At 69.7% G+C, this 509-nt stretch carries 1 protein-coding gene; it reads left to right on the top strand.

Annotation, left to right across the window (positions count from 1 at the left end):
* Positions 1-474, top strand: a 474-nt coding sequence (locus OOT08_RS18155; protein ID WP_325094287.1) for a hypothetical protein, incomplete at its 5' end; no start/stop codon positions are given.
* Between the last annotated feature and the right edge of the window lie 35 nt (positions 475-509).

Here is a 509-nt window from a genome sequence, read left to right on the forward strand (position 1 = left end):
ACCCGCCGCGACGGCTCGAAGCGCCTCATCGGCGCGATCGTCTCCCTCGCGATCGTGGCCGTGCTGCTCATCACGCAGCTCGGGCTGAGCATCGCGACCTCGGAGGGTGCCTACGAGACGGCGAGCCTCAAGCTCGAGGAGCGGGACCTGATGCGCGTGGAGCGCGTCCTCAGCCAGAACGTCGAGAAGCTGGCCTCCCCGCAGAACCTCGCGGCCGAGGCCGGGGACCTCGGCATGGTGCTGAACTCCAGCCCCGCGTACCTTCGGCTCAGCGACACCACGATCCTCGGCGACCTCGCCATGAAGACCCACGAGCCGACCGAGAATTCCGTGCCAAATGAGCTCCTCGATGAGCTGCCCGCGGTGAACGCGGCCGAGCTGCAGACCCCGAAGCCGGTCCAGGCGCAGGCGCCCGTCGCGCCCGCGAAGCCCGTGATCTGGGAGGGGCAGCTGCCCGCTCCCCTCACGCGGTAACCGGTCGGGGGACCAGAGATGAGCGAACGCGGGAA

Source organism: Leucobacter sp. M11 (assembly GCF_035726885.1).
Classification (GTDB): Bacteria; Actinomycetota; Actinomycetes; order Actinomycetales; family Microbacteriaceae; genus JAPFRB01.